This window comes from Carboxydocella sporoproducens DSM 16521, assembly GCF_900167165.1.
Lineage (GTDB): Bacteria > Bacillota.
On record NZ_FUXM01000009.1, the window covers coordinates 24,713 to 51,686 of the forward strand.

The 26,974-nt window shown below is 44.7% G+C and carries 22 protein-coding genes; all 22 read right to left on the reverse strand.

Annotated features, from left to right (window positions below):
* Positions 1–18 precede the first annotated feature (18 nt).
* The 22 genes from B5D20_RS05285 to B5D20_RS05390 all read right to left on the reverse strand — a co-directional run bounded on the left by B5D20_RS05285 (position 19) and on the right by B5D20_RS05390 (position 26,942).
* Positions 19–603: a TetR/AcrR family transcriptional regulator gene (locus B5D20_RS05285; RefSeq protein WP_078665187.1), complete on the reverse strand. Its 585-nt coding sequence runs from the start codon at positions 601–603 to the stop codon at positions 19–21.
* Entirely contained in the window at positions 603–1,790 is a 1,188-nt protein-coding gene (locus B5D20_RS05290; RefSeq protein ID WP_078665188.1) for a TolC family protein, read from the reverse strand. Before B5D20_RS05290 ends, B5D20_RS05285 begins: the two co-directional genes overlap by 1 nt.
* Complete coding sequence (locus B5D20_RS05295; RefSeq protein WP_078665189.1) at positions 1,774–4,899, reverse strand: efflux RND transporter permease subunit; 3,126 nt, start codon at positions 4,897–4,899, stop codon at positions 1,774–1,776. The genes B5D20_RS05290 and B5D20_RS05295 overlap by 17 nt, the downstream gene beginning before the upstream one ends.
* On the reverse strand, positions 4,896–6,041 hold the full coding sequence (locus B5D20_RS05300; RefSeq protein ID WP_159071788.1) for an efflux RND transporter periplasmic adaptor subunit: 1,146 nt from the start codon (positions 6,039–6,041) through the stop codon (positions 4,896–4,898). Before B5D20_RS05300 ends, B5D20_RS05295 begins: the two co-directional genes overlap by 4 nt.
* 111 nt (positions 6,042–6,152) lie before the next feature.
* Positions 6,153–6,923 carry a hypothetical protein gene (locus tag B5D20_RS05305; protein WP_143311820.1) on the reverse strand — a complete coding sequence of 257 codons (771 nt, stop codon included), beginning with the start codon at positions 6,921–6,923 and terminating at the stop codon, positions 6,153–6,155.
* A 68-nt stretch (positions 6,924–6,991) separates the two neighbouring features.
* The gene (locus B5D20_RS05310) at positions 6,992–9,322 is read right to left on the reverse strand and encodes an S-layer homology domain-containing protein (RefSeq protein ID WP_078665192.1); all 2,331 of its coding nucleotides are present in this window, start codon (positions 9,320–9,322) and stop codon (positions 6,992–6,994) included.
* 102 nt (positions 9,323–9,424) lie between these two features.
* Positions 9,425–11,446, reverse strand: a complete 2,022-nt coding sequence (locus B5D20_RS05315; protein ID WP_078665193.1) for an O-antigen ligase family protein — start codon at positions 11,444–11,446, stop codon at positions 9,425–9,427.
* On the reverse strand, positions 11,443–12,579 hold the full coding sequence (locus tag B5D20_RS05320; protein WP_078665194.1) for a glycosyltransferase family 4 protein: 1,137 nt from the start codon (positions 12,577–12,579) through the stop codon (positions 11,443–11,445). The genes B5D20_RS05315 and B5D20_RS05320 overlap by 4 nt, the downstream gene beginning before the upstream one ends.
* Positions 12,580–12,584: 5 nt before the next feature.
* A complete protein-coding gene (locus tag B5D20_RS05325; RefSeq protein WP_078665195.1) occupies positions 12,585–13,724 on the reverse strand; it encodes an O-antigen ligase family protein in 1,140 nt (379 codons plus the stop codon).
* 13 nt (positions 13,725–13,737) lie between these two features.
* On the reverse strand, positions 13,738–14,856 hold the full coding sequence (locus tag B5D20_RS05330) for a glycosyltransferase family 4 protein (protein ID WP_078665196.1): 1,119 nt from the start codon (positions 14,854–14,856) through the stop codon (positions 13,738–13,740).
* Between the two features lie 54 nt (positions 14,857–14,910).
* A complete protein-coding gene (locus B5D20_RS05335; RefSeq protein ID WP_078665197.1) occupies positions 14,911–16,038 on the reverse strand; it encodes a glycosyltransferase family 4 protein in 1,128 nt (375 codons plus the stop codon).
* A gap of 5 nt (positions 16,039–16,043) precedes the next feature.
* Positions 16,044–17,279 (reverse strand): CDP-glycerol glycerophosphotransferase family protein, encoded by a 1,236-nt coding sequence (locus tag B5D20_RS05340; protein WP_078665198.1) that lies wholly within the window; start codon positions 17,277–17,279, stop codon positions 16,044–16,046.
* A 1-nt stretch (position 17,280) separates the two neighbouring features.
* Positions 17,281–18,366, reverse strand: a complete 1,086-nt coding sequence (locus B5D20_RS05345; RefSeq protein ID WP_078665199.1) for a glycosyltransferase family 4 protein — start codon at positions 18,364–18,366, stop codon at positions 17,281–17,283.
* A gap of 19 nt (positions 18,367–18,385) precedes the next feature.
* Complete coding sequence (locus B5D20_RS05350; protein ID WP_078665200.1) at positions 18,386–19,501, reverse strand: exopolysaccharide biosynthesis polyprenyl glycosylphosphotransferase; 1,116 nt, start codon at positions 19,499–19,501, stop codon at positions 18,386–18,388.
* 179 nt (positions 19,502–19,680) lie between these two features.
* Complete coding sequence (locus B5D20_RS14195) at positions 19,681–20,049, reverse strand: group II intron maturase-specific domain-containing protein (RefSeq protein WP_159071787.1); 369 nt, start codon at positions 20,047–20,049, stop codon at positions 19,681–19,683.
* A gap of 465 nt (positions 20,050–20,514) precedes the next feature.
* Positions 20,515–20,817, reverse strand: coding sequence for a hypothetical protein (locus B5D20_RS14345; protein WP_348980838.1), 303 nt, complete (start codon positions 20,815–20,817; stop codon positions 20,515–20,517).
* A gap of 351 nt (positions 20,818–21,168) precedes the next feature.
* Positions 21,169–21,378, reverse strand: a complete 210-nt coding sequence (locus B5D20_RS14350; protein ID WP_477021181.1) for a hypothetical protein — start codon at positions 21,376–21,378, stop codon at positions 21,169–21,171.
* A gap of 46 nt (positions 21,379–21,424) precedes the next feature.
* The gene (locus B5D20_RS14075) at positions 21,425–21,787 is read right to left on the reverse strand and encodes a hypothetical protein (RefSeq protein ID WP_242952046.1); all 363 of its coding nucleotides are present in this window, start codon (positions 21,785–21,787) and stop codon (positions 21,425–21,427) included.
* A 152-nt stretch (positions 21,788–21,939) separates the two neighbouring features.
* Positions 21,940–24,426 carry an S-layer homology domain-containing protein gene (locus tag B5D20_RS05375; RefSeq protein ID WP_159444460.1) on the reverse strand — a complete coding sequence of 829 codons (2,487 nt, stop codon included), beginning with the start codon at positions 24,424–24,426 and terminating at the stop codon, positions 21,940–21,942.
* A gap of 217 nt (positions 24,427–24,643) precedes the next feature.
* Positions 24,644–25,414, reverse strand: a complete 771-nt coding sequence (locus tag B5D20_RS05380; protein ID WP_159071785.1) for an S-layer homology domain-containing protein — start codon at positions 25,412–25,414, stop codon at positions 24,644–24,646.
* A gap of 16 nt (positions 25,415–25,430) precedes the next feature.
* On the reverse strand, positions 25,431–26,180 hold the full coding sequence (locus B5D20_RS05385) for an S-layer homology domain-containing protein (RefSeq protein WP_078665205.1): 750 nt from the start codon (positions 26,178–26,180) through the stop codon (positions 25,431–25,433).
* A 21-nt stretch (positions 26,181–26,201) separates the two neighbouring features.
* Positions 26,202–26,942, reverse strand: coding sequence for an LCP family protein (locus B5D20_RS05390; RefSeq protein WP_078665206.1), 741 nt, complete (start codon positions 26,940–26,942; stop codon positions 26,202–26,204).
* Between the last annotated feature and the right edge of the window lie 32 nt (positions 26,943–26,974).

Here is a 26,974-nt window from a genome sequence, read left to right on the forward strand (position 1 = left end):
ATTTATAATATTGTTCGACTAATTGTTGGTTTTTCCTGCTAAACCCTGAATAATTACGGAAAAAATATCATTAACCAGTCTGTCTTCGGCTGTGCCAGCCATAATTGCCCCGAACAGCGAATGGAAAGTACCCAGGATAACCAGCGCTACCGCATGGGGATTTAGTTCTGTTTTGATTTCTCCCTTCTCCTGGCCTTCCCTCACCAGCCGGGTAATCAATTCTATCTTTTGTCTCTGATGTCTGAGAATCCATTGCCTGAACTCCTGGTTAAAATTCAGATGGCCAAAATCCAGACTTAACCTGGTTAAGTCCTGAGCTTCCCAGGCAAACTGAAAATGCAATTCCAGCAGACGCTGAATTTTGCCCGTTGTCGTTGTTTCTGCCGCTATAGCGTCTTCCAGACGGGAGAGGTGCTTACATATGTTTTGCCGAAACATTTCCTGAAACAGCTCAGCCTTACTGCTAAAATATTCATAAACTGTACCTTTGCCTACTCCTGCTGCGGCCGCTATCTCCTCCATTTTGGCTTCATGGAAGCCGCGGCGGCTGAAGACTTCCATCGCCGCCGCCAGAATTTGTTCCCGCTTGCCGCTGGTTTCCATTAAAATCCTGCCCCCCCGGTTCCGGTGGAAGCTGTAGTCTGGGCTTCAGAGCCAGCTAACACAAACAGCCGGGAAGTGAACTGGGCCCGTGCCAGATTGTAGTCGAAAATGGCTTCTGCGTACTGGGCTTCCACCTGTTCCAGGCTAACCCGGGCATCCAGCAGCTCAGCATTGGTTGCCATCCCCTTCTGATAGCGCAGGGTGGTAATGCGCAGTCCCTCCCGGGCCCTACTTATACTGGCTTTTAAGACATTAATCCTCTCCTCGGCAGATTTGAGGGTATAATAGGCCTGTTTTACTGCCAGCCGCACTTCTACTTCCGTTTTTTCTTTTTTCGCTTCTGCCTCTGCTTTGGCCGTCTGAGCTTCCCGGTTGGTAAAAACATTGGAAGTATAATATTTATCTGCCAGCTGAGCCTTCAATGCTGCCAGACTGGCTGCTTCATTGGCACTGTAAATATCCAGGGATTCAGCCACCGTATCTTTGATGGTTTTTTCCACATCCAGGTCATTGCTGGGAACATAATTGAGCACAGTGGTCAATTGCAGGGGAGTGTCCAGGTCCAGTCCCAGCTGCTTATTCAATTTCATGCGTGCGATCTGTAACTTATTTTCATAGGCTATATATTCCGCTTTGGCGGATGCGGCCAGGGTTTCGGCATTCTGGACATCCAGTTTGGAGAAAACCCCGGCTTTCTGGTTGGCATAAGCCAGCCGCACCATTTCCTGAGCTTTATCCAGGCTGCGTTTCTTGACATCCCGCATCATCTGGGCTTTTAAAGCCTCATAATAAAGCTGCTGGGTTTCCAGGCGTACCTTTTTTTCCTTCAGGGCTTTGGCCTTCTCCGCCATAGTTAGCGCATACCGGGCCTGACGGGGATAATAATACATGACCAGGTCGTTATCAAAACTGTCATTCCACTGTCCGATCGAGCTCAATTTGTCTTTAGCATCTTCCATCTGCTCTTTGCCGTTTTCCGCTTTGTCCACAGCAATCTGTGCCTTATCTATTGCTATTTGCGCCAGTTTCAAATCCGAACTGTGTTTTAAAGCCTGATCAATAGCCTGATCCAGGGAGAGCTTCACCACTTTAGGATTAGCAGTTTGTGCTCCTACCCCATCAGATAAAGTTAAAGTGGTGAGCAAAATAACCAGGAAAAGGGCTGCGGTTTTAATTCTTGCTTTCATGGTAATTCCCCCCTATCTTTGATTTTTTAAAGCGCCAGTTACGCACATCATCAAACAGGGTATAGACCACCGGCACAAACACCAGCGTCAGAATTGTGGAGGTGGTCAATCCCCCTACTACTACCGTAGCCAGCGGAGCTTCCGCCTCTGCTCCTTCGCCAATTCCCAGAGCCAGAGGAATCATCCCCAGCACAGTAGTGAGGGTAGTCATCAGAATCGGGCGCAACCTGGTATGCCCGGCTTCCAGAATGGCCGTCCAGCGGTCTTTGCCCCGTTCCCGCAGGATATTGATGTAATCCACCAGCACGATGGCATTGGAAACCACAATCCCCACCAGCATGATCACTCCGATAAAGGCATTGACACTAAAGGCTCTGCCAGTCAAGGCCAACCCTGCTACCACCCCGATAAAGGTAGTAGGCAAGGAGAACATAATGATAAAAGGATAGAGGAAGGATTCAAACTGAGCTGCCATGACCAGATAGACCATAATTATCGCCAATACCAGCGCCTGCGCCAGGCTGACAAAGGATTGCATCATTTCCTTGTTCTGCCCGCCATATTCCAGGGTATAATCAGGGGGCAAGGGCAGGTCGGCCAGAGCCTTTTGAATGTCTTTGGTGACGCTGCCCAGGTCCCGGCCCACATTTTCTGCCGAAACCGTCACTACCCGGGCATTTTCCTCCCGCTTGATGGAGGTCGGGCCCATGGTAACCGAAAGGTCTGCCACCTGACCCAATGCCACCACCCCGCCCCCAGGCAGGGATAAAGGCAACGCTGCCAGGCGCCCCAGACTTTCGGCATAGCTGTCTTCCAGAGCCAATCGCACATCTATTTCATCTTTGCCAGTACGGAACCGGGTGGCAGTTTCCCCGGCCAGAGCCTGGTGTACTGCACTGGCTACCTGAGTAGCCGTCAGACCATACTGAGCCGCCACTTCCCGCTTGAGATAAATCTGCAGTTCCGGCCGACTGGCTTCCAGGTTGCTTTCCACTTCCCGGGTTCCAGGCACCTGTTTCACCCTTTTCACTACTTCATCCGCAAGGCGAGCCAGCTCCTCCAGGTCCTGCCCCTTGATATTGATCTGAATGGGCGCCCCGGCAGGTCCTCCCTGGCTGGCATCTGACATTTTGACGGAAATTTTAGCGCCAGGCACTACCCCGATGCGGCGGCGCAAGTCTTCCACTATTTCGTCAGTACTGCGCTGCCGTTCAGAACGAGCGCCTACCTTGATGCGAATCTGGGCATTTTCCGATTGCCCGCTGAGATTGACCATCCCTCCCCGACCGGAAGGTCCCACTGAAGTAAAAATCACTTTCGTTTCCGGCAGCTCCAGGGCTTTTTGCTCACAATACTCGGCTACAGCTGCGGTTTTTTCCAGTATCGTTCCTTTGGCCAGCTTAATGTCTACAGCTATCTCTCCTGTATCGGTTTTGGGCATAAACTCCATGCCGATTACCGGCACCAGTGCCCCACTGGCTACCAGCAACCCGATTACCAGCAGGACCACTGTTTTGCGGTGGCCCAGACTCCAGGCCAGTAAATCCCGATAACGATCATCCAGTGTGCTGAGACCCGCGCTAAACCAGTTGAGCATCCGGTCCCACCAGACCACATGCCGATTTTTCTCCTGCTCCAGACGCAAAAATCTGGAGGACAGCATAGGTACCAGCATCAGAGATACCAGCAAGGAGCAAAGCAGGGAGAAAGAAACGGTTAAAGCCATTTGCCGGAACAGTTCAGCAGCAATGCCTTCCACAAAAATCATGGGCAGAAATACGGCAATTGCCGTCAGAGTAGCAGCGATAACAGCATTGCTCACTTCGGCTGTGCCCTGGCGGGCTGCTTCAATGAGACTCAAGCCCCGCTCCCGGTGACGATAGATATTTTCCAGCACCACGATGGAATCATCCACCATCCGCCCTATCCCCAGGGCCAGTCCCCCGAGCGACATCATATTAAGGGTGATGCCTTTCAAATAGAGCAAGACAAAGGTGGAAACCACTGAAATGGGAATGGCCAGGCCAACAATGATGGTACTGCGCCAGTTGCGTAAAAACAGCAACAGCACGATGATGGAGAGAACAGCGCCCTCCAGGGAATGCTGTTTGATCTGATTGATGGAATCCCGGATAAATTTGGAGTTATCCACCGCTATGCTGATCTGGACCCCGTCCGCTTTTAATTCTTTTTGTAACTGCTTCAGTTCCGCATTGACCCGGTCGGCTACCTGCACAATATTGGTCCCGGTCTGTTTCAGAATATGAATCCCAATACTGGGCTTCCCGTTGATACGGGTATACTGACGCACTTTTTTATTACTATCCTTGACCAGAGCCAGATCCTTCAAGGCAATCGAGCCACCCTGGGGCAGAGGAATCGGCAGATTGGCTAGCTGATCAATACTCCTGAATTCTCCCAGAGTACGGACAAACAGGATTTTGCCGCCATCAGTCAGCTCCCCGCTGGCCAGACTCAGGTTTTCCTGACGCAGAATGCCGGCAATCTGGGTACTGTTGAGCCCATACTGCTGTAACTTGTTGCTATCCAGCTGCACCAGAATCTCCCTGGTATAACCCCCGGTGGTAACTACCGAGGCTACCCCCTCCAGTCGTTCCAGTCGGGGCTGGATTTTATCCTCCACGATTTGTTGCAAATCCGCCAGGTCTTTACCTCCAGTCACCCCCAGCTGCAAAATGGGGATCTGGGTTGGGTCCATTTTCAGCACCATGGGGGTATCGGCGTCCCTGGGCAGCACAGGCTTGATCCGGTCCAATTTTTCCCGCATCTGGATGGCGGCTTCACTCATATCAGTGCCCCACTTGAACCAGACCAGCACCAGGGATGAGCCCGGCTGGCTTTCCGAGGTAATATGATCGATATTGTTGACTGTACCCATAGCCTGTTCCACCGGGCGTGTAATCAGGTTCTCAATCTCCTGGGGTCCCACCCCTTCGTAATTAACCACAACCGCAGCAACCGGGAAATTCAGATCAGGATAAAGGTCCAGCCCCAAACGGGTAACCGAAACCAGGCCCATTATGATGATAAAAATGAATACTACGGCAGTTAAAACCGGGCGCCGGATGGAAAGGTCGGAGATCCTCATTGTTTCTGGCCTCCTGCCTTGATCTGTACCTCAGTACCATCAGCCAGCAGGTTCTGGCCAGCGATAACCACCTTTTGGCCAGCCTTGATTCCAGAAAGCACCTCCACCTTCTCGGCATCACTCAAACCGGTTTCTATCTTGACTTCGTCCACCTTGTTACCGGTCACAACATAAACATATCTGGCCCCCAGCTTTTCCACTATGGCTGCTTTGGGTATGAGCAAGGCCTTATCCTTCTCCTGGGCTGCCAATGTCACTTCCGCTACCATGCCGCCTTTGACCGTCTCATCGGCGTTATTGATCTCAATCCGGGTTAAATAGGATTTGCTGCGCGGGTCAGCAGCCGGACTAATGGACTGGATGACCCCCTGATAGGTACGGCCAGTGGCTGTGATTTTTACCTCCACTGTCTGTCCTGGCCGGGCGTAATTGATCTGGTTTTCCATCAGGCCTACTTCTACCAGCATGGTACTGTCATCCACGATGGTCAGGACCGGCACTCCCGGTGATGCCATTTCCCCCGGATCGATATTGCGGGCTGTTACCACCCCATTAATGGGTGAAGTCAGGGTGAAGTTGGCCAGCTGTACCCGCTGGGCCTGCAGCTGCGCCTGGGCCTGCTGGATCTGGGCAGCAGAACTGCCACCCCCGGCAGGGCTGTAGGCCGCCTGGGCCCGATCCAGGTTGGCCCTGGCTGCATCCAGCTGCTGCTGGGAAGCTCCCCCCTGATCATAGAGATATTTGATCCGGTTATAGTTGTTCAGGGCGTCCTGGTAGTTGACTTCGGCCTGCTTTTGCAAAGACTGTTGCAGACGCACTGCCGCTTCAGTGGCGGCAATCTGGGCTTTGAGGTCACTGGCATCCAGCTCTACTACCACCTGGCCAGCTTTTACCCTCTGGCCAATATCCACCGCTACCCGGCTGACTTTGCCGCCCACTTTGGGCACCAGGGCTATCTCCTGTTTGGGCACCACCTTACCGGCAATAGTAATGGTCTGGGAAATGGGCCCTTCGGTTGCGGTTACCACCTCAACCGGTACAGCCTCACTGGCAGTGGCTGTTTCTTTGGCTTTACTTCCACATCCTGCTGCTCCTACCAGCAGTGTGAGTCCTAGCAAGAACGCTAAACCAGTTCTGAACATGCTCTTATCCCCTCCCTGCATTTATCCCTTCCGACCGACCGGTCGGTCTCTAGTTTCCAGTATATACTACTCCGACCTGTCGGTCAATAGGGAGAAAAAAACCCCCTGGGGTCAGGGGGCTGTTTTGTGATAAGGTTCCAGACTACTGGCCATTCCGGTGAGAGCACCTTCTACTCTGGCGAGCTTGATGTTCACGCGGTCCATTTCCGCCCGTTGAAACCGGTGTCCTTCGTAAATGGTACCAAGCCAGGTATGGCTTTCTTCGATTTTGTGTTTCATGTTAACCAGAGCCTCTAAATCTGGTTTTAATGCTACCAGTCCCTGGATATCCGGCTGCAAGGCGACCAGTTCTTTAATTTGAGGCTTGAGCTTGATGAATTCCTGGATATCTGGCTTTAGTTTGATAAATTCTTGAATTTCTGGTTTTAGTTTGATGAATTCCTGAATCTCTGGCTTAAGCTTGATGAATTCCTGAATCTCTGGCTTAAGCTTGATGAATTCCTGAATCTCCGGTTTTAAGGCAATAAGTTCCTTGATTTCTGGCTTAAGTTTGATAAATTCCTCAATCTCTGGTTTAAGTTTGATAAAGTCTTCGATTTGCGGTTTTAAGGCAATCAGTTCCTTGATTTCTGGTTTAAGTTTGATAAATTCCTCAATTTCTGGTTTAAGTTTGATAAAGTCTTCGATTTGTGGTTTTAAGGCAATCAGTTCCTCGATTTGCGGTTTAAGAGCAACAAATTCTGCCATCTGTGCCTTCAGCAGATTGACTTCCTGTCTTAGTTCAGCAACTTCTTTTTCCAGTTTTTCGATTCTGGCATCCATTCCGGCAAGCATGACAATGACCTGGCGCATCATTTCTTCCAGTCTGTCCAGCTTGTCCACCATCCTCCCCCCTTCCCAATAGCTTCATGTTAATTATATCGCAAACATTTGTTCTGAGCAAGGGGGAATTATTCATTGATACCAAATTTTTTGTTCCAGCGATACAGCAAACTTACAGCTTCTGCTCTGGTTGCAACTGCCCGAGCAGCCAGAGAGCTGTGACTGCGCCCGTTCATTAATCCCTGTTTAACTGCCTGTCCTACCGCCGCGCGGGCCCAGGGAGAGATTTGCCTGTTATCACTGAAGGAGCTTAGATCGGCACTTGCTCCCAGGTCAGCCAGCCTGGCCAGAACCACGGCCAGTTCCTCTCTGGTTACCGCCTCCTGGGGACGGAAGCGGTTATTATAGCCCAGCAGCCAGCCTTTATTCACCACCAGGGCAATATCCCGGGCTGCCCAGTGACTGGCAGGGACATCGGCAGGCAAAGGCAAGGACCGGCCATCGTCTTCTACGGCCAGCAACCGTACCAGCAAGGAGGCCAGTTCGGCTCTGGTCATGGTGCGTTCCGGTTCAAACTTACCCTGGTAGCCCTGAATCCGTCCCTGACCTGCCCAGCCGGAGATGGTGGCTGCCGCCCAGTGCTGAGCCGGGAGGTCCGGGAAGCTGTTGGGGCGCAGGAACACACCATAACGGCTGAAATGGTTCAGATTAGCAGTAATGGTTTGCCGATCAGCTCCCAACTGGCCGCCGATAGGAAGCCAACGATTAGCCAGAGGGCTGTAATACCAGACACCAGCCCCTTGCCCATCCTGGAGCTGTGTTTGCAGGGGGAAGGTGATGGCGGCCGGTTGGCTTAATGAACCATTATAAGTGATATCCCAAATGCCAGCATTGATCCCGGGTTCTTTGCCAGTGACTGCAGTCGGGCTGATGGTAATTCCCGCCCGCAGTTCAGCAGGAACATTAAATCCGGCAGGCAAGGCAGAACCCGAGCTGGACCCACCCCCAGAGCTTGAGCCAGAGCCGGAACTATCGCCCGCTGCAGGCCCGGAAGCAGGGATGGCAATAGTGAAGGTGATGGTAGTGACATGCCCCGCACTGTCTGTTACCACCAGCTGGTATTGCCCATTCTCAGTTATGGTCGTCCCGGAAAGAAATGGTTGCCCATTGAGCCGGGCGCTTCCTTCAGTAAAAACCGGGGTCACCGGCGCGGTATAAGTCTGGCCATCAGCTACTCCGGTGACAGCGGGTGGTTGTAAGTCGGTAATCACTGTTTTGCTGATTTCCTCATTCAGTATGGGATTGGTAGAGAGGGCCTTTATTTTCAAGGTATGAGTACCATCATTCAGACCTGCCAGGTTTAAAGTTGCTGTGAAGGTGCCATCGTTGTTTAATCCGGGTGTAGCTCGCGGCACTGGTTCAGCATCCAGGTAGATTTGGATGGTAGCTTTCAGGTCCTGAACCTGGCCCTGGATCGTCACCTGAGCCTGAGCCGGGTCTGTCAAATAGACCGTATCCTCTACCGGCAGATCCACACGCAAACTGGGCGGAAAGGCATAAATGCCCGGCTGGTCGACGGTAAAGTTAACCTGATTGTCCTGAGCATCCCAGCCCGGTGCTACCACAAAAGCGGTAGCATCCAGTGGTCCGCTTTTTAACCAACCACCGGAACCATCAGGAGTAAGTTTAACAATGTCCGGGTCTCCTGTCCCTGCAGCAAAATAGACATCTTCCATGACGATTTCCAGGCGGTTAGGCATTGTAAGCAAATAATCAGGGCCATAACCGATGATTTTTGGCTCCAGCCAAACCCTCTGCCAATCCTGCCAGCTATTGATCAGCACAGGATCCACCAGGGATAATGTCGTTGCCGGCCACCATTTGATTGAACCGACTCCGGGCCTGTTTACCTGAAAGGAAGTCATGGAGCCCAGGCCCATATCGGTCTGTATCCGCGGGTCAGGCGACAGCTGCCAACCGCCTGGAAAATTGTAATTTAACAGCAGATTATACTCTCCAGCCAGGCGTGGACTACTCTCCCCATTGATCTGGACCATGAGGGGCAAACTGAAGGTTTGGGCTTCTGCATTCAAATCAGGCAGAGGGAATTGCAAGGTAAAATTATTATATCCGTTATCAATTAACAAATAATGGCTGTCCATACCGATACTGCTTAAGTCAGCATATACTTCACTGATAGTTGCTCCACCTAAATCGTTGTTCATCAGCCAATCGTTTAAATCAACAGCGACTTTGACTGTCTGATTGAAACCGGTGTAATAGAGATAACCGTTGTAATTTTCGGCATTACCCGGAGCTAAAGTCGGGTCATTGGGGTGATAGATTTCATATAAAGGATAAAGAGTGCTGCCATAAGCCCCCCAGGCAACCTGGGTCCAAAATATCAATACACTCAAAAACAAGGCCACCAGCTGCCATCTTCTTCTCTTGAACCCCATCTTGCTCCGCTCCTTTCATAACGAATTATTATTAATCATAATAACTTCGACAATCTTCTGTAATTTCCTGCAAAAAACTCCGGCCTACGGCCGGAGTTTTCCCTAATTTACCAACAGTTTTTTCATATAATCTGTTACCTCAAGTTTGGGCCAGGCTATCCACATTCGCTTGTATTTTTCCGGTACTTGCTGCCAGACCTTTTCCATCCGCCGGGGAACTTCCTGCATTTTGGCCCGATAAGCTTCTGCCTTCGCTGTTTCGCCCTGTTGCTGGTAGTACTGGGCTACATTATGGTAGGCTTCGGTCAGAACTTCCCAGGTGCGAATATCGTAGGGGGCAAGGGTTGTCAGCTTTTCCAGTTCACTAAGCCCCTGTTCGATCTGACCTTCCAGCAACAAGGCTTTGCCGTAATTAAGTACATTATTAGCAGAATAAGGATCCAGTTCTACCGCCTTCCGGACAGATTTGACTGCTTCAGCAAAATACGAGGGATTGTTTTGCTGCTGGGCCAATGCCAGCAAGATGACAAATTGCTCCCGATAATACTCCGCTTTCCAGCTGTTATAAGCTATAGCCTGCTGAATTTTTGCAGCTGCCGCTGATAAATCTTGAGCCTGAAACGCTTGTTGGGCAGTGCGATAATATCTTTCTCCCAGGCTGATTTTCGCCGCAAATATTATTAAAACCAAAGTAATGGCTACCCCGGCCCAGGATAACCCCTGGCTCTTGGGCTGAAGGGGTTCCTTTTCTTCCAGCTCTGCCAAGGTCAAGGCCATGATTATCCACATAGTAACAGTAATAGCTGAGAGGGAAAGGGTAAAGTCGATAAAGCTGTGCAAGGTAACCAGCAACACAGCCCACATTCCGGCCCAGGCTAGAGGTGGTAAAGCTTTAGCCCGCCACCATTGCCTGAACAAAAGAGCAAAGAAACCGCCAAATACTAACAAATAGGCACTGAAGCCAATAATACCTGTCTCCACGAGAACTTTCAGCGGATAACTGTGGGTTTCCCGGGAAACATAGCGGTAACTCTGGTACTTTTCAAACAGGGTCCGCCATCCGCCCCCACCGGCACCGGTGAGGGGATAGTCTTTCAGCATTTTCAATCCATCCTGATAGAAAACCAGGCGTTCCTGGACGTTTTGATCCTGAAAATTAATATTGGTTAACCGTTCCAACAGGCCTCCTGAACGGAGGAGAAAATAGGCTCCGATCAGCAATACGGTAACCGTGCCAGTAAAGACCAGAATTCTGCTATATTTTTCCCCTTGCTCTTGCCAGTTCAGAGAAAATTTAAGAAAAACCAACAGAATTGTTATAGCAACACCTGCACCAAGACCCAACCACTGTTGCCCGCTGCTGACAGCACCGGAAAAATTGACAGTCCATTTGGCAACAGCAAAGGCCACGCCTACCGTAAATAGAGAATGAAATAGTACTTGTCGACGGGAATTGCGTGGCCAAAAAGCCAGCGCTGGTGCCAGTATAAGTAACAAGGCTAAAATTGCCCCACGGGACTGAGCAGATAAGATACCGGTAAAAAGCAGATAATTAGCAGCGGCTGTAACGGCTTTCAGCCAGCGCTGGCTTAGCGCTGAATAAAGATATAGACCGAGGATAAACAACATACTTAAATATGCTGCCAGGGCATTCGGGTACTGCATAGTTCCCATCACTCGCCGCAATTCCGCATTATAAGCAGAGGCGAAATCAAAGGTTCCGTATGCAGTACCCAAACCGGATAAAGCCTCACATACACCGATAACCAACAATAAAACTACAGCTAATAACCGGAATTTTTCCTCCCTGTTCCCCAAGTAAATCAATAAAAATGAACCAATATACATGGCATTACGCAACAGTTCCTCAAAAGCTAATCCTATATGCGCTGCCCTGCTCAAGGACAAGATCCAAACTGCCAGCCATAGAGCTGTTGCTCCCAAAATGGCCATTCCCCGTTCGCTGATAGACTTAACCAGAAACCAGACAACCAAAAACATTACTAAAATGGCAGCTGCTGCCGGCATCGCTTCGAATGCAAAAAAGCCGCCCCGATTAAATGTCAAGAAGGAAATGATACTAATAAAAATTAATATGAATGCCGCTTGCAGTCCCCCGGTCAATTTTCTCTCTCCTTCCCAGCCAGTAAATCTTTATAAACAGCCATATATTTTTCCAGCATGATTTCTTGAGAGAATTTAGCCAGAGCCAGTTCCCGCCCCTGACGACCCAATTCTGTCGCCAAGGCGGGGGACTCGCTGATTTCCCTTAACCTGGTTACAGCTGCCGCTTGATCGCCCGGTTGGACCAGGAAGCCATTGATTCCGTTGCTAATCATTTCACCAATGCCCCCTACATCATGAGCCACTACCGGTACTCCCTGCTGCATGGCTTCGATGATAACAAGGGGTAAGCCCTCAAAGCGAGAAAACAAAACAAAAATATCCATGGCCGCCAGCCAGGGAGCAGGGTCCTCATGATAACCGACAAAACGGCAATGTTCGCCAATCCCTAGTTCTTCTGCCTTGCGAAGGGCCGCTTCAGCCATTGGCCCGTCACCAACCCAGATAAACAAAAAATCCGTATCAGCAGCAAGAACGGCCAGTACTTCCAGAACATACAAAGGGTTTTTAACAGTACTTAGTCGGCCAACAGTGCCAATGATCAACCTATGTTCAGGCAAGTTGAGCAGACGGCGTGATTGCCTTTTATCTTGTTTTGTTCTTAGCGGTAGCCCATTATGGATGGTAAGATTTATCTTGGAAGCAATTCCTTCCGCACTGGCAGCACGACTGTCGGCCTCAGAAACAAAAATCAAAGCATCACCCCAGCGAGCTGCTAATTTCTCCAACCAAACATAAAACTTGCGTAGTAATTGGTTTTCCGGAGCATAAAAACTCCAACCATGTACAGTAAACACTTTGACCGGTACCCCGGCCAATCTGGCTGCCAGCCGGCCCAGTATCCCTGCTTTGGAAGAATGGCAATGTACTACTTCCGGACGATGGCGGCAAAACAGCTGATATAACTGACTTAGAGTCATCAGATCTTTCAAAGGAGAGATTTCCCGGACAAGGCTCGGAATTTTAATAGTGTTTATCCCCTTGTAATTCTCAATCCAGTCCCACAGTTCGCCCCTGATTGAAGAAACTACGGTAACCTGATGCCCCTGTGTGGCTTGATTACGCGCCAATGTATAAACCAGTTTTTGGGCACCACCAAATTCAGCCAGAGTAATAAGATGCCAGATTTGCATAGCTACTAATACTCCTTACCAATTACTTTACCATTATCTCCAACTGTTTTTCTATCCAATTTATGTTTCTTATTTTGATAATAGATGCTTAGTAACAATGCTAATATAACTGAAAAATGTCGCCAGTGAATTGTATCGATGAAAAAACTGTTTATTAAAAATCCGGTTAAAGATACCAATGATAAACGTCCTGTCCAATGATCAACTTTTTGCCAGCTCATTTTAAGTAAAATAATAAAAACTATACATAATACAATCAAACTGACCAAGCCATTTTCAAATAACATACGAACATACAAACTATGGGCCGACATTTGATGATATACTTCATATGTACCATGACCATATCCTAAAAGTTTATTAATAAATGAGTCGTTAACGATTGGATTGGACCCCAGTATCCCTTCAACACCAGCCTTTTGGTTAGCAAATCGTTCTACATCATATGGCTGTAATCTATTTCTACCCAGGAAAAAGCTAAATCGATCAGAAAAAAGAAAATATATTAAAGAAAAAACAGTAGCTAAAGCCGAATGAAATAAAGCACGTATACACCAAGTCCGTTCCTTTCGCCAGGAATAGCTAATTAAAATTATACTGCCAATCGCAAGACTAAGCCATGCCCCTCTCGACATAGCAGCCAAAATCAGAAACAGGCTTAATGAAAGTAAAATAATATTTTGCCTAACCCAGCTAATATAAAAAATAAACACGTAAAAGGCAGCAAAAACATTAGGATCTTTGAAAAATCCCTGTAAGCGCCAAGTATCATATTGTACCAAAGTCCACCCGCTCAAATAAGCAACAAATACAACTACACCCCAAAAAAAAGCACCTAAAGATATAATTTTAACTAACATGTCTTCTTTGTTAATAAAGACAGAATAAAGCAGTATTCCAGTGAAAAAAATATAAGCAGTTTTTAAAAAATATGGCACTGTTATTGATAAGTGCTGGGGATCTGCAATCACACCCATTAACAAAAAAAAGCTAAACATTTGTATCTCTCTTTTTACAAAAATTCCTTTCCACTGGTTGCCGTAAAGTAAAAAAGAAACTCCCATTAAAATGTCAAAAGGCGCCGGTTCCCATTTGACTATTGGTAATAAAAACAGTGCTATCATTAATAAACTATATAATAACATCAGTAAATACCCCTTAAAATTTATTTATTTTTAATGCGGCCATGTATCCTTTAATTGTTTCTTCTGCAGCCCTGTCCCAGTTAAACTTCTCCTTGATATATTGTGCTAATGTTAAAGATCTCTCCGCAGCATATGCTGCCAAAACACTTTTGCGTATAGAAACTATATCTGTCGGATCACAATACCAGGCATACTCTTGAAAATATTCCGGAGCTGATCCTCTATTAGTAGAGACTATTTTACAGCCTGCCAGCGCAGCTTCTAAACTTGAAAGACCCGGAGTCTCTACCCAACTTGGCAAAACATGCACTTCAGCAGCTTTATATAAATCGGCTAATTCCTCAGCTGGCATCTCATCAAAATAAATAAAATTTTTATTGTTCCTGATTTTATCAATAAAAACATTAAAATACTTACGGTGTTTTGGACTCACACCGCCAACAAATACTACAGTTAATCCCGTATCTTTTAAGGCCTCGATTAAAGCTAATTGATTTTTTCTATTATCTATTCTAGCAACACATAAAACAAAATTTTTTATTCCATATTTTTCATAAAACCGTTCCGCTGATCCCGTAGAATAAATATTTTCAGCTGCATTAGGTACAACATGGCAATATGGTTTTAAAGGCGCAAAATCCTTATATATACATTCTTGTTCTAGTTTAGAGTTAGGCAAAATTACATCAACCATTTTTAAAAGTTCGCGTTGTTGTTTTATATACCCAGTAAAAGCTTGCCTTAAGTAGACTTTAGCTGATCTTGGTTGTAAAACTGACCGAGCTATGGCTTTTAATCTCTCTCTTGTGTCCAAATCGAATATATTATTTATTAATTTAAGTAAGCCTACTCTTCCTTTGGATTCAAACTCATCCAAATTAAAATATATGGTTGATAAAACTACAGGTTTTCTCCATTTTTTTGCATTTAAAGCTTGTATATAGGTATAACCTACCATAGTTAAGTTAAAAAGATGAACTACATCATAACTTTCCAGATTGGGTTCTAATTCTGTAGAAATATCTACAATATGCCCTAACCTTTCAAGGGCTTTTTTGGTCTGAAGCATTTGAACCGTTTCTCCACCTTTAATAATAAAAGGGTCTGGTCTGTTTTGCATTAAAATTTTCACTTACATTCCCTCCAAATTAATTCTCGGAGAATGGTGTGTATTCACTCCTTCAGTTCAATTATTTATAATATCTTTATAAAATTTCTGTAGTTTTATTTTATTTTTTTGCCAACTAAAATAGTTTTCATAAGTCTTTCTGGAATTATAACTTAATTGGTTATATAATTCTCGGTTGTTATACAAATCATTTAAAGCTTTTTCCAAAACATGTTTATTACCATATTTTACAATTAATCCCATTTTATGCTTTACAACCAATTTATCCATCCCAGTTCCTTCACAAACAATTATAGGTTTTCCTAACATCATTGCTTCAAATAATTTATTAGGACTCGAGTATCTATGATTTATCACATCTGGATCATAGGTTGCAAATAATACATCTGCTTGCGAACTTAATTCTAGTGCTTTTAAATAATCCAATCGACCATGAAAAATAATATTATTTGCATCCAATATTTCTTTTAAAATTAATTGTTCATCTCCTCCAAAACCTGCAATATCTAGATGCCAATTAGGATTTTTCTTTACTACATCAATCATTTCTAAAAGTCCTCGTTCTTTTTGTAAAATACCAATATAAGCAATACGAAATTTTTTATCTTTTTTATCGTATTTTAATTTTAACTCATTGAAAAAATCTGGTGGACTATTGTAAATAACAACAATACGTTTAGGATTACAACCATTTATCTGCTCTAAGCGATTTTCATCAGCAATTATTACACCGTCTACTTTATTAATAACGCAGTAGTCTATTCTTTTTATGATTTTTTTAATACTGTTTGGTACATTCCGAACCATATCTGCATAAAAATCAAAAATATCATAGATTACATTAACATTTTTTATAAATTTTATAAACATTGCAGGTAATACAGTATCAAAATCACAAGCATGTATAATATCATATTTATTGTTATTTCTAATAAGCCATTTAAATAAAGAAAACTGCCAAATAAGTAAATTGGCAAAATTTTTTAGACCCTTACCATATGGAGCTTTTATAGTTAAACGCTGAATTTCACCAAATTCATATTTTTCTTTAATAGGTAAATTACCAATTCTATCCCAACATACAATAGTAACTTGATAACCGAGTTCTGATAAACTTTGAGCTTCTTTTTCCACTCTCGGATCAGGAAAAACAGGATTAGAACGCAAAAAAACTACTCTAGTCATATTTTTCACCTTGGAAAATCATTTTTTAATTTATATTGTGGAATTGGCCATTTTATTAAATCTATAGTGTTTGTTAAAACGAAAAGATATGCCAGCCATTGATATATTCCTATCTTAACTGCACTTAAAATTCTTTTAACTTGTATCTTTTCATTGTGCAAAGTTTCTTCATCAGAATATATAATCTTTTTAATTATATCAACAATCCTATTACAACACATACCATCAACGGGCCCATAAACTTCTTCACATTCCTTTTTTACTATTTCCAAATTAAATTCCGCTCTATTTTGTAAAAGGAATATTAATTGTTCTGCTGATGTAACTACAGGTATATTTTTCATTTTTTCAATTTTAAATTCTTCTGGTATAGTAAATGGTTCAAATCTAAATACATTCTCTACTCCACATAAAATAGCTTCAAAAACACTGGTACTATTCCAGGTTAAAAAAACATTAATACATGGGAACCAATCATAAATACTCAAATCATTAATAATTTTAATATTTAAATTAAACAGATTACGGTTATCATTATGCCCAGGATGAAAACGGAAAATGATTTCAAATTCCTGAGACAAATTTAATGCTAAGTTATTTATAAACTTTATAGTTTCAGAATATGTTTCTCTTGCAATTTTTCTATACTGATAAAAATTAATTCCTCTTTTAGTTAAATTATTAACCTCATCGTCAGTTAGATTTGCTATACCAGCTAAATTATCGGCAAAAAGTATCCATTTCTTTTTAAAATCCAACCCATATTTTATTGCTAATTCCTTTTTCTTTTTATCAACATTACAATTAAAAAACTCATCTGTTCGTGGATTACCAGTAATAAAAATTTTTTCTCGTTCTACTCCAATAGTTAATAGTTTTTGTGCAAAATCCTGTCCCCAAGCTAAGTGATAAACTTGTTTTGATATTTTATCTTTAGGTAACAAAAATTTTATGGTTTCCTTCGTACCTATTTGCTCGTGATGTAAATTGAGTATCTTCATTTTTGGGTTTTTAATTTTAAAAATATAGCAATAATAATAGAAATCAATGTGGTCATACATCCATGGCATAATTACTAAATCAGCTTTTATAAATAATGCTTTAAAATATTCAAATACGATAGACAATACATATACTTTAACACTTAAAAATTCTTCTAACTTTTTCTTTAAAGATAATGCAACATATAATTCTCTATTTATATGCTCATAAAAAATAATAATTTTTTTTCTTCGTTGCATGTTATCCTCCAAAATAACATCTTATCAGTCTATCTGCCATGTTATTTTTTTTGCTAAGCTCATCTATTCGCTGTTTAGCTCTTTCTCCAATACCAAAACGTAGTTTCTCATCTAAAATTAACTTAATTATTCCATCAGCTAATTCATCAATATCTTCAGGTTTACATACTATTCCCTCAATATTATTTCTAATTAAATCTTTAACACCGGATACATCAAAGCAAACAGATGGTAATCCGGCAGTCATTGCTTCAACTAATGAAAGCGGCATACCTTCATTTCTTGAAGGTAAAATAAATATATCTGAAGCCAATAATAAATCAAATACATCATTTCTCCAACCTATAAAATTCACTTTTTCTACTAAGCCAAATTGAACAGTCAGTTGTTTCAAATACGGTAACATTGATCCTGAACCAACAACAAACAATTCAAAATTTCTATCAGAAATTTTTTCCTTGATTTTGGCTAAAGCCTTAAGTAATAAATCAAATCCTTTTTCTTTCTCTATACGACCAACCGCTATCAACTTAATAATTTGATTTTTACCGATGCTTTTTTTATATTCACTTTGTTTATTGTGAATATTTATATTAAAAATAATTGATATATTATTTGTATCTACTCCACGTTTATTTATTAAGAAATTCTTTACTTCCGAAGAAACTGCTATATAATGATCTGCGTTAAGATTAAACAATTTCTCAATCAAATAACTTTTTCTCCAAACTTCTTTGGAATGTTGAGTATGAAAATGCTTTATAGTAAAAAATTTTTTCATTAGGGACACAGCAATAAGCATTCTCGGGTCATGCGTATGAATTATATCTGGTTTATATTTTACAATTAGATTCTTTATTAATTTAAATCTATTAAAACTTAGCTTTGAAAAAAAATTTTTATTATACGGGATTAGTTTAACTTCATTTGAACATATATTTCTAAAAAAATCATTATAATACTTATCAGGAACAACTAAAATAATGTCTAAATTCTTATCTTTAGCTAAAGCCGTAACATAACTGCAAATAACCCTCTCAGCACCTCCAAAAGCTATAGCTTCAGATATATGCATGATTTTTACCAAACTGCTTTCCTCCTACTTTTCAGTGAGCTCTGTTCAACAAAAATATTGTTCGTAAAGTCCTAAACAGTATTTTTATATCTTCCCAGATTGACCAGCTATTTATATAAGCCAAATCATATTTTAACTTTTCCTCTACTGGTAAATCATATCCTGCGCTGACTTGAGCCAGTCCCGTTAAACCAGCTCGCATCAGATGACGCAATTCATACCCAGGAATTTTTTGCTGATAAATTGTAACAAATTCAGGTCTTTCCGGACGGGGACCTACCAAACTCATTTCACCTTTGAATACATTCCATAACTGCGGCAATTCGTCCAGCCTTGTTCGTCGCAACAACTTACCTATTCTGGTAATTCGAGGGTCATTTTTTGTTGCTAGAACTGGCCCAGTAACAGCTTCAGCATCAACTTGCATAGTGCGAAATTTATATAGCCAGAATATTTTCCCGCCAATCGTAACTCGTTGCTGACGGTAAAGAATCGGCCCTGGAGAATCAATTTTAACCAAAATGGAGATGATAATAAATAAGGGCAACAAAAGAAGCAATAGGGGCAAAGATATAATTAAATCCAGTAAACGTTTTAAGCCCTGCATCCTGACCTGAGGTCGCAGGATGATTCTTAATTCTGTCCCGGAGCGCTCCAGTTTTCCACCCAGAACCAGAAGCTGCTCTAAAGTTGGAATTAGTTCAACATTTTTCCCTTCCTGCCAAGCGGACAGGATCATAATAGCTTGTTCAGTTGGAGTCAAATGAGACGGCAGGCAAATAATGTCATTAAAATTGGACTTTAGCTGCTGATCACGATAGTGGCTACTTAACCACAATCCCAATAGCTGAAAGATAGAAGCTAATAGGAAGACTGTACGTGGAAAAGCAAAGGAACGCAGAAAAAAAGACAAGGCCATGCCACCTAACAACTGCAGAGCGACTACCAGGATAATTGAGGCCAAGCGCTCTTCCCGATCTAAACGTCGATAAGGAAGGAAATCATAGATATAAAGGAGCAAAAAACCCCACAAAGTAAGCCAGGGTAAGCTGGTAAGCAAAGATTCAAGGTTAGCCTGTTCGTAAGCACCGCTAAATCTCAGGTAGAAGGCTAATAAATATGAAACCGGAATTATCAATATTGCCATCTAATCACTTCCATAAAATATAATCTTGCATAATACTTAATACATTCGACATAAAACTAAAAAATCCTTTTTGAAAAACCATTTTATCCTATTAATTGCATTTTTCTGTAATCGAGTAGGAGGGGGTGATTATCCCCGTCTTCTCACACCACCGTACGTACCGTTCGGTATACGGCGGTTCACCAAGCTTGACGAATGCGATGATAACGTTCAGTTAAACTCTTTAGGCCCTGACTTTGCCAGTAGGCATTGTTCAGGGCGTTATTTAATTGTCGAAACATACGCCAGTAGCCTTTACGGGCATTAGCCATTATATGTAAAACTCGCTCCGGTAGGCCCAGGGCCCGCAGTTCACGGTATAGGGTTCGGACACGCTTCCATTGTTTCCAGACACACATCCGTAGCCTTCGCCTTAGCCATCCCTCGATTTCCTGGAATACGCTCGGCGTTTCCGCCAGCGCATAGTATCCTATCCAGCCTCCAAGGCAGGCTTTAATGCTCTTGATGCGGTTCGAAACCCTCTCGGCCTTGCTTCGAGAAGTTATCAACTTCTTCTCCAGGAACGATTTGGCATTCCCAAAAACCCGTTCTCCGGTTCGCTTGCTTTGAACATAGAAGTTACAGTAAGTAGCCCTGGGGAGTCTTATACCCAGGCCCTCTCAGAACCGGACGTGACCCTCTCAGCTCATCCGACTCCCATTATCCGCCCCAGAAAGAATCCCCATTTGCCGGTGGATAAACAAATTTAGGTTCCCTTCTGCAATTTTGACCGTGCCATCAGGCATTTGAAACGGTGCCTTGAGCCATCTCTGAATGTAGAGGACGACCCACGGATTGTCGGTGTGCCTGCGGACTGCCTTCATCAGCAATTCGTGGTCGATATTGTCAAACAGCCCCCTGATGTCAAAATCCAGTACCCAGTCGTACCTCCAGCACCGCTGCCGGTGACAGCTAGGGCATCAGCGGCCGATTTCCCCGGTTGGTATCCATAGGAGGCCGCACCAAAGTAGGGTTCAACTTATGGCTCGAAGTAGATTATCGCCACCATCTGCGCCATCCGATCGGCCACTGTGTGGGCACGCCAAGTATGCGAGTACCCCACTTTTCTTCGGAATTTTCACTGCTTTAACCGGTGGAGGGAAATAGCTGCCGGAAGACATTCTGTTCCAAATCTTATAGAGGTTGTTCTTCAAATCTGCCTCAAAAGCTTCCAAACTTTCATCATCAATTCCAGCAGCGCCCTTGTTAGCTTTTACTCTCTGGAATGCCTCCAGTACCATTAACTTGGAGATTTCATAAGGCTTTGTTTTGCTCATTGGTTCCTCCCTTGCGGTTGACCGCTGTTCAAAACCGGATAATACAATCCCTTCGCTTCACACCCATTACGGGAGCTTCATCACTACTGCGGATTGTTCCGCCCCTGCGTTTCGCGTCGATACTTTCGTCCTTACTGGTCCTCCGCTTGGAGTTTTCTCTTGGCATCGAAGTGCAGGTTCCCACGTTCCTCACAGAAGCCTGTACTAATTTCACGCCAACTTCATGCCGGTCATCATCTGGTCAGTAAACAGATTTCTTCCAGCCTTATCCCAAGTTAACTACTACCCCCTGGTTTTGATGACGTCCCTACGCTTTCGACACGTTATCAGAGGTCTAGCCTCGTCTTTTCCTTAACGCTCACTAGCGTGGCTTTTGGCCAAAGCTCCTTGTGGAGTACCTTCATCGGTGTCCATTACTACCCCGTTGACCATTACTCCGGCCTGAAGATAGCGGCGGATAAGTTTTAGTACCCGCTTGCCTTTGACTTTGCGGACAACACGGGCCATCAAGATGTCATAGTTTACCCGGTCGAAGAATTTCTCCAGTTCCATGTCTACCACCCAGGTGTATCCTTCCTCTGCGTACTTCCTTGCCTGTCTGACCGCATCATGTCCCCTGCGTCCGGGTCTGAACCCGTAACTGAAGCGGTTTATAGGGTCCCGTGAGAAGTTCTTCCCTAATTCTGTCCCAGTGCTCCCGTACATAGTCCCTGAGGTCTTTTATCGTGACCTGGTCAATTCCTGGAGCACCTTTGATCACCTCTACCCGTCTTAGAGTTGCCAGCATGTTCTGTCTGGCCACAACCTTCTCCTTCTGACCGTTACCATCACTTTCGCGGGATGTGTTCCCGGGTTGTGCCGGAGTTACACTCGGCCCTCCATGGGTCCCCTGTGGATTCACCACTTCCTCCCCATGGCAGGCCCCATATGGGTTTTTCTGCTGTCTTTGAGTCTCTCTCGAACGTACCAAGCCAAGCCCTCACTTCGTGTTCGGCCCTTCATCAGGATGGTGACCCTTGTCTTAAGCTACGGCTACTGCTACCTTCGCCGTTCGGGACTTTCACCCTATAGACAACGCCCATGCCGGGCGCACAAAAAAACAAGGGGCTTAGCCCCTTGTTGTTATTCTTTCACTACAAAGTCAATCATGCCATCCGTCGGTGACTGATATTTTCCATCTTTGTCCAGGAATTCATAGACCCGTACATTATCTCCGCTGGAGACTCCAGTAATCGGAGTAATGTTCTTACCTCCAGATTTATCAAAGTATTTAACCTTGGAGGCAATGCCAATCCGCTGGTTCCCATTAGTCATGGTGATAATTACCTTGTCGCCTACGGTTTCAACTTTCTCTACTGTTTCCAAACCACCCATTTCAACTAGTCCATTTGCAAAATTCAATTTAGTTCCATCTGCATTCAGTTTGAAAATAATAGGCTGGTTAGAATAGGTAAAACTTGCTACATCCAGTGTGTATTGCTTTTCGGTACCATCGATGTTGATTTTAACCGCATAGTCTCCGCCACCGATACCGAACTTACTGCCTACAACAACACCCCACTTATAGTCGGAAGCAACGGCGGTAGTAGAATCCAAGAAGACATATTTAACTTTGGAACCATCAATAACTATTTTAGTATTAGTTAGATTTTGTGCTACATAATCTTCAGCATTATCCCACGTTACATATTCAGTTTCATCAAGATAAGCTGTAGAAGAGCCACCACCCAATTTCTTGGACTTGATAACCTTGGTGTCACTGGTAATAATGTAAGGTGTACCATTTACATAAAGTACATTTGTATCTTTATCTATATTAGTTGGTGTTTTTATCGTGTTACTATCTATAGCAACAACCTTTGATACTTTACCTGAGTCATTTAAAGTAATTTTGACCAAGTCTTTAGGATTGATTTCAGCAGTATCGGGACTAGTAATAACAGTACTCAGACCTACATATCCATTAGCCATATCGCCAACAGTGCTGTAGTCATCGTTATCAACTTCATATACCAGCATGGTACCATCAAACTTGGTTACCTTGATATAGGTCTTGGTGGAATTGGTGTTTCCACTATAAGTAGTTTCTTTGGTAATATTTCTGACCAGAACATCAAATGTCTTGCTGGTAGCTTCCTTGTCACTGATAACATAGGCTGCCTCACCATTCAGACCCAGTTTCACAGTAACATTCTGGCCAACCAGGTCATCGTTCAAGTTAGCAGTTGTAGCTACGCTGAAGGAATCGCCGTTATTCGTTGTATATTCAGCGGTTCCATTAGTATATACAGTTTTATCGCCAACAACCAGTTTTACATTGTTGCCTGCTGCATCAGCAACAGAGGTCAGCTTACCGCTTACAACAGCATCTGTAGCTGCGATCAAATATTTGTCACCATTATAATAATAAGATACTACATCGCCAACCTTGATGTCAGCTAGAGTTGCCTTTTTACCGTTCTTGAAGATCTGGATATAGTCTTCATCCTTATCCTTTAAGGAAATGGAGCTACCAGACCGCTTGAAAGTAATTTTCTTGTTAGCAGCATCAATTTCTTTTACGTAGTCAGTGTTGGGATAAGCAAACTTAATAAACTTAATAATCTTGCCTTTATCATCCAGTACAACTTTTACTACATCACCATTATTAACATTGGAACCAAGTACTGCCGGTGTTCCTGCAGCAAAGTTGTTGTAGAGGGTTACAGAAGAAGCAAGTTCTTTTTCACCCTTACCATAGAATACAACTTTATTACCACTAAAACTCTTAATCTTATCAGTAAAGATTTCTTCCTCATCAGCCTTAACAGCAATTACATCATTATCCTTGTTAAACCAGACTTTTGTTTTCAGACCATAGAAGTCAAAAGGATTTACTGTACCTACAAGGTCATAGACAGAACCATTGACGCTGATTTGGTCTGCAGCAACACCATCGTGAACTACAGAAGCACCCACAGCCATGTCTTTTTTCTCGGTTACTTTCAGTTTCAGTTCCAGCAGGGTTTTGGTGGATTCTTCGTAAGTCTTGGTGTCACCATAACCTTTTTGTTCCAGCGGTTTTACATCCAATGCATCATCAGCGATAACGAATACATCTCCCCGTTTAGCAGGAGCATTGAAGTTGTCAATGGAAACATTGTCCAACAAGCCGAGAGCTGATGCCTTGGAGATATACTTGGTCGGCCAGGTTCCAGTCAGAACAGGCTCATAACCCAGCACCCGTACCATCATGGCAATGGCTTCAGCAGCAGTTACATTCGCATCAGGTCTGAATTTACCATCGGGATAACCGGTAATGATCCCCTGGTCAACTGCTACATTAATATAACCAGAGGCCCAGTGATTGGCAGGTACATCCTTGAACTTGGTAGGTCCTTTTGCATACTGAGCAGCCGCTTCCAGCCCCAGGGCCCGTACGGCAATAGCGGCATATTCAGCCCGGGTGATGTTCTGTTCCGGTTTGAAGCTGCCATCAGCATAACCCTTAACCAGACCTACGCCATTCAGACGATTGATGCTGTCATCCACGGAAGCGAATGCCATGCCGGTGGAACCGAACAGCATGGTGGCGGCCACAAAAGTAGCCATAGACTTCTTGATTCTCATTCTTTTCATATCCCCCTTTACACTTCTTTTTTTATTTAATCTTTTCAGTCCCCCTGTAGCCATTAGGCTACATTTTCCATTATAGCCAGCAACGGCAGTCCAGTCAATGGCTTTAATTTAAATTTCTGCTACATCAACCATAAAACTGAACCCCTGTCCTGACGTTATATAAATACGTCAGGCAGGGGTCTTTTTTTGGGGGTCGGAGGAAAATTTTTTATAAATTTTTCTTGGCTGCCACTTTTGCCATGATCGCCGCCGCTTCCGCCCTGGTCAGCAGCCGGTTGGGATAAAACTTCCCCTGCTTGTCCAGGGGCATCAGCTCACTAACCACTACCTTCTGGATCGAAGTTTTAGCCCAGTGACGGTTGCTATCCTTTACATACGGCATTTTGGTACCCGCCCTGGGCATCAGTTCCGGAAAATTGCGGGCCAGGTAATAGGCCAGCTCGGCTCTGGTGACACCCTGGTTGGCACCATAATAGGTGCGACTGCGGGCCGGGAGCAGCTTTTTCTCTGCTGCGGTTACCATCACCCTGGCCAGCGGATCGCTGGCCTTCACATCTTTGTATTTTGCCTTTGTGTTACTGAGGGGCACTCCTTTGGCCCTGACCAGAAACAGGGCCAGATCCCTGCGGGTCAGGGCAGCTTTGGGCCTAAAGGTGCGATCGGCATTGCCCTGCATCCAGCCCAGCTTGACTGCCTTGATTATGGCCACTTTTTCCGGTATGGCAGCTATATCTTTGAAGTTCAGCAACAGTTCGGCCAGCTGTTGCTGTAAGGCTGTGCTTCTTACCAGCAACTGGTCCAGATTCTGTTGCAGTGCGTCCATCTGGTCAGCCAGAGGCGTTAGCCCTTCAGCCACCTGTTTGTCAACATAGCTCCTGGTTACCAGCGGGTCACTGGCATCCCCCGGCCGGGCCCAGGCTACAGCCGTATTTGTTCCGAGTATTGCCAGGGCAATTATCAGGGCCATTCTCTTTTTCATTGGGCTTTGCTCCTCTCTACTGTAGTTTTGCCAGGGCCTCCACCACCCATAAACGGGTGGCCGGGGCATCGGGATTGAATTTGCCGCCCGCTTCCACCGGAATCACCCCTGCTTTAGTCAGATAATCCACATAAGGCCGGGCCCAGTGTTTGGTCATATCGCTGTATTTAGGCGCCGATTGCACTGCTATCAGTGATTTGGCATAGGCCCGATAGATGAGCGCAGCCGCTTCCCCTCTAGTCACCTGCCGGGTTGGCCTGAAGGTATTGTCAGGATAACCGGTAACCAGTCCGGATAGTTTAGCAGTGGCGATATACTGATAAGCCCAGTAGCCGGAATACACATCTTTAAAATAGATTTTCCGGGTAGTTAATGCTAATTTTTTCGCCCTTACCAGCAGGGTAGCCATTTCACTCCTGCTAATCGGTCCATTGGGCCTGAAAGTACCATCCGGATAACCTTTGATCAGACCAAGATGGTATATCCGGGCAATAGCCGGGCTGTACTCCGCCTGATAAACATCGCTGAAGGGCACCAGTTGTTTTTGGGCACTGACAGTACGCTGTAATAAATCATCCAGTTTGCTATCTACAGACGCCAGAGTCTGCGCCATAGGATTGAAGTTTTCTGAAATCACCTTCATTACATAGCTTTTGGTTACCAGTGGGTCAGCCGCATCCCCGGGCCTGGCCCAGCCGCTCTTGCTTAATCCCAATCCAGCCATGATCAGTAGAAAAGAGAGTGCTAGAATCCTGTTTTTCCGCAAAACAAAAACCCCCTTTCCCTGTTATTTCAACAGGCGGGGGAAGAATTCCTGCCATTCCCGGGGAGAAATGGCCCGGTATTTTACACCATCAATATAGAAATCCTTACCCTGAACGGCTTCCTTGTAAGTTCGTTCCGGTCCGATTTGCCGGTAGAGGGAATAATATTGCCAGAGCTCCTGCATGGTCAGATTGGTATCTACAGCCCCGATCAGTAAATAGGCCAGCCGGGGCAGTTTCCACCATTCCTCCGGTTGACGGAGCTTGGCACTAAAAGCTCTCACCACTTGCTGATCATCATGTCTAATCCCCAGCCGGGTTTGCTCAAAGGCCGTTGCCATGGTAATCTCTTTTCCATTGATGGTGGTGGGTCCAACCAGTTCAGACATGCTGGCAAAAGCTTTCTGCTCAATCGCTACATACTTGCTGAGCGGTAGGCCCAGATAGGTACTTACCGCTGTTAGTACCGCCGTCCGGCCTTGAGCAGCAAACATCTCTCCCACCGTTTGCGGTAGCCCCCGGCTGCCCGGCCCTCCGCGGTGACTGGCATAATAGGCGAAGACAGGGACGGTTCCGATCACCGCTTTGCTGCCATCAGCTCTCATGACCAGAATAGTAAGAGCTTTTAGTTCTCGGCCATTATGCCAGAAAATAGCTACTGGTTCATTGATAGATTGTTCACTGCTCCAGCCGGTTGCAGCACCAGAAATGTTCAGAATAACGACCAGCACCATCCCTATCCAGATTCTTCTGCTAATCTGCATTTAAATCACCAGAACACAGGTTAACCAGCTGG

Excerpts from the sequence above, each read along its gene's own strand:
- B5D20_RS05285 (WP_078665187.1), bottom strand. The coding sequence starts at position 603 with ATGGAAACCAGCGGCAAGCGGGAACAAATTCTGGCGGCGGCGATGGAA.
- B5D20_RS05290 (WP_078665188.1), bottom strand. The coding sequence starts at position 1,790 with ATGAAAGCAAGAATTAAAACCGCAGCCCTTTTCCTGGTTATTTTGCTC.
- B5D20_RS05295 (WP_078665189.1), bottom strand. The coding sequence starts at position 4,899 with ATGAGGATCTCCGACCTTTCCATCCGGCGCCCGGTTTTAACTGCCGTA.
- B5D20_RS05300 (WP_159071788.1), bottom strand. The coding sequence starts at position 6,041 with ATGTTCAGAACTGGTTTAGCGTTCTTGCTAGGACTCACACTGCTGGTA.
- B5D20_RS05310 (WP_078665192.1), bottom strand. The coding sequence starts at position 9,322 with ATGGGGTTCAAGAGAAGAAGATGGCAGCTGGTGGCCTTGTTTTTGAGT.
- B5D20_RS05320 (WP_078665194.1), bottom strand. The coding sequence starts at position 12,579 with ATGCAAATCTGGCATCTTATTACTCTGGCTGAATTTGGTGGTGCCCAA.
- B5D20_RS05325 (WP_078665195.1), bottom strand. The coding sequence starts at position 13,724 with ATGTTATTATATAGTTTATTAATGATAGCACTGTTTTTATTACCAATA.
- B5D20_RS05335 (WP_078665197.1), bottom strand. The coding sequence starts at position 16,038 with ATGACTAGAGTAGTTTTTTTGCGTTCTAATCCTGTTTTTCCTGATCCG.
- B5D20_RS05340 (WP_078665198.1), bottom strand. The coding sequence starts at position 17,279 with ATGCAACGAAGAAAAAAAATTATTATTTTTTATGAGCATATAAATAGA.
- B5D20_RS05350 (WP_078665200.1), bottom strand. The coding sequence starts at position 19,501 with ATGGCAATATTGATAATTCCGGTTTCATATTTATTAGCCTTCTACCTG.
- B5D20_RS14345 (WP_348980838.1), bottom strand. The coding sequence starts at position 20,817 with ATGAGCAAAACAAAGCCTTATGAAATCTCCAAGTTAATGGTACTGGAG.
- B5D20_RS05375 (WP_159444460.1), bottom strand. The coding sequence starts at position 24,426 with ATGAGAATCAAGAAGTCTATGGCTACTTTTGTGGCCGCCACCATGCTG.
- B5D20_RS05380 (WP_159071785.1), bottom strand. The coding sequence starts at position 25,414 with ATGAAAAAGAGAATGGCCCTGATAATTGCCCTGGCAATACTCGGAACA.
- B5D20_RS05390 (WP_078665206.1), bottom strand. The coding sequence starts at position 26,942 with ATGCAGATTAGCAGAAGAATCTGGATAGGGATGGTGCTGGTCGTTATT.